At 41.9% G+C, this 3,002-nt stretch carries 2 protein-coding genes and 2 pseudogenes; all 4 read right to left on the reverse strand.

Translation table 11 applies throughout. The features are described 5' to 3' along the window. Nucleotides 1-558, reverse strand: a pseudogene (locus tag WA010_RS08555) (VWA domain-containing protein); the annotation flags it as partial. Beyond that, nucleotides 558-1,940, reverse strand: a complete 1,383-nt coding sequence (locus WA010_RS08560) for a cbb3-type cytochrome c oxidase subunit I (RefSeq protein WP_422556710.1) — start codon at nucleotides 1,938-1,940, stop codon at nucleotides 558-560. The pseudogene WA010_RS08555 and the gene WA010_RS08560, both read right to left, overlap by 1 nt. 8 nt (nucleotides 1,941-1,948) lie before the next feature. Beyond that, nucleotides 1,949-2,395: a c-type cytochrome gene (locus WA010_RS08565; RefSeq protein ID WP_422556711.1), complete on the reverse strand. Its 447-nt coding sequence runs from the start codon at nucleotides 2,393-2,395 to the stop codon at nucleotides 1,949-1,951. A gap of 268 nt (nucleotides 2,396-2,663) precedes the next feature. Continuing rightward, nucleotides 2,664-3,002, reverse strand: a pseudogene (locus WA010_RS08570) (hypothetical protein); the annotation flags it as partial.

Raw genomic sequence — 3,002 nt, forward strand, 5'->3', positions numbered from 1 at the left:
GTTGGAGCTAGAGAGGGATGGATAAATCCATAACGGATTGGGATAATTATCTACTGATGAGGCTTCGGTAGAAGATTCAATCGCAGATAATTCAGGATAATATTCCCGTAAATAGTGATGGCTATACGTATAAAATTCACGAAATCCGGGATATTTTTCGATCAGGAGATCACTCACTCTCATGTTTTCAGAGGAGATATTTTGAGTATTAACCGTGACAGTAGAGAGCATTGCGATCAGCCAGTAATAGTGCATCTCATTGTGTATTTTTAGGGGAAAATACGCCAAAGAGGCAGGAAGATAAATCCCTTTTTCATCTTGCCAAGCAAGGAAAAAAGTTTTACCCGTCCCTGAGAATTTCTCTAGAAGTGTTCGTGACGTTTGTATGGAGCGTTTGTCGGTAATATGGAGTTCTTTACCTTTTTCACCTCCTAAGAGGTGATAAAAGAGTTTTAACCCTTTGGCAATGTCCGCAAATATGACCTCTTCGTCTTTAAAAAGACGAGAGGCTTTTTTCGTGACATAATGATCCCAAAATTTACCAACTTTTTCATCCATTACGCGGCTACTTGCTCTTCTTTCACAAAGAAACTGTAAAAATAGGTCAATAGTCCCAAAAGTACCATCACACCAAAGGCTAAACGAACGCCATACACCGTGCTAATCGCCTCTTGTGCACTCATGAAATCCAGTGCCTCCGCAACATCACGAAGTCTTTGCATTTCGATTTGCATGATACCCGCAACGGTTAATGCCAACGTCAGACCGATCATACCGATCACCATCATCCAAAAACTAGTGCGTTCTACACTTTGAGCCTTCGGTCCGTTTCCATGAGGACGACCGCGAAGAATCGGCATTGCATACGAAATCAACGTGAAACAAATCATCACATACGCACCGAAAAAGGCGAGATGTCCATGCGCTGCGGTCAACTGTGTACCGTGTGTATAATAGTTAATCGGCGCGAGTGTGTGCAAAAAGCCCCAGACACCTGCTCCCAAAAACCCTACAACGGCCGTCCCTTTTGCCCATGTCAATGCAATTTTATTATCATGCTGGATACGACGATTTTTTGCCATATTGTAAGCAAACAAAATCATCAAGAAAAAAGGAATAGGCTCTGCCGCAGACGCAATCGATCCGATCCATAACCAATACCCGGGAGTACCGATAAAGAAGAAGTGATGCCCTGTTCCCGCAAGTCCAGAAATCAACGTCATCGCAATAATTAAATAGAGCCATTTATCGATGTGTTCACGGTCAACTCCCGTCGTTTTAATCAAAACAAACGCTAATAAAGCCCCTAGAATAAGTTCCCATGTCGCTTCAACCCACAAATGGACCACAAACCACCAGAAAAATTTATCCATGACCAGATTTTCAGGTACATAAAACGCAAACAAAAAGAAAAATGCCAATCCAAAAAGACCTGTCAACAAAATAACCGATATGGTCGTCTTACGTCCTTTAATAACTGTCATCGTTGTATTAAGAATGTACGAGAGTACGACCAAAACAATCCCAATTTTTGTAATCGTCGGCTGTTCTAAAAACTCACGCCCCATCGTTGGCAAGAGATTATTGTAGGTTAACTCCGCCAACGTGGCATAAGGAACCAATAAATAACCTAAAATCGTAGCTACACCCGCCGCCGCAAATACCCAAAAGGTGATTTTAGCGAGCATCGGGCTCCATAGTTCGCGTTCACTCTCTTCGGGTATCAAGTAATAGGTAGCTCCCATAAACCCGAATAATAAAAGAACGATCAACAAGTTCGTATGAACCATCCGAAGAACATTAAAAGGGATCGCAGGGAATAAAAAATCCCCGTACAAATACTGAACCCCCATACTAAGACCAAAAACAATCTCCCCTGCCAGAAGAATGAGTGCAAAAATAAAATATGGTTTTGCGACCATTTGAGATGAATATTTCATAATCTTCCTTATCCTTTAATGTTGGGCGGCCACTCTTGATTGTTAACACGAGAGGTCCAAATCAAAAAGTCTGCAAGATTGTTCACTTGTTCCGGTGTTAGATGAAACTGCGGCATTTTTCGTCTATCGGGTGTATCGAGTGGCTGTGCCGCCATCCACCCTGCCAAATACGTTTTAAACGCGGCTTCATCATTAGCCCCAAGACGAGGAAATGCATTCCCAAGCTCCGGAGCATAATACGCCCCCTCTCCCATGATCGTATGGCAACCGACACAATTGTTCTCTTCCCATACCACTTTTCCCCGAGCAACGGACTCCGTAATTTTGTCATCATGGCTTAGCTTTGGAATTTGTTTAACGGTATCTATAGTTAGTCCGGTAAAAACCAAAATCGCGAAAAGTCCCCCGCCAAAGTAAATATTTCTGGCCATATTTTTAGTAATACGTTCAGACATTTCAGCTCCTGTATTTAATTCTACCCATATGTAGTAATAAAATAGTAGCAGGATTATTTTAATTCTACCTTTATATAGTATTTTATGAATTTTCTTTTTTATGCTTCAGTAGACTAAATATTTATAATAGGCATCCCCTGAGAAAACGGAATATATAGTACGTTATGCCCCGATCCAAACCCGATATCAATGATTTTGCTATTAAGTCGAATATGTTTGGCAAGTAATTGATGAAGCTCTGACATATCCGCAGAATCGTATCGTTCTATCAGATCATGAGAGTGATTTTCGTAAAACTGTTGCGTCTGAGAACTCGTTTTGATCCCCAATCAATATCATAACCGGTACTTCGTCCACCGGCTCCACGGCTGATGACACACCCTTTATCCAATAGATCACTCAAATCACGGCTCGCGGTAACACGACTGCAATCACACAGTGAAGCGTATTTTCGAGCATTCATTCCGCCTTCGAAGCCTTCTTTGCCAGCATCTATAAGGCGATTTAGGACTTTCTTCTGTCGAGCGTTGAGATCAGTGTGGATATGAAGCTGCCAGAAGCGTGCTTTGGCTACAACCTTTTCGATTGTTTTATGGGCGTTTTGCTG

Source organism: Sulfuricurvum sp., from assembly GCF_049305995.1.
Classification (GTDB): Bacteria; Campylobacterota; Campylobacteria; order Campylobacterales; family Sulfurimonadaceae; genus Sulfuricurvum.

Coding starts and splice junctions, on each gene's coding strand:
- WA010_RS08560 (WP_422556710.1), bottom strand. CDS start 1,940: ATGAAATATTCATCTCAAATGGTCGCAAAACCATATTTTATTTTTGCA.
- WA010_RS08565 (WP_422556711.1), bottom strand. CDS start 2,395: ATGTCTGAACGTATTACTAAAAATATGGCCAGAAATATTTACTTTGGC.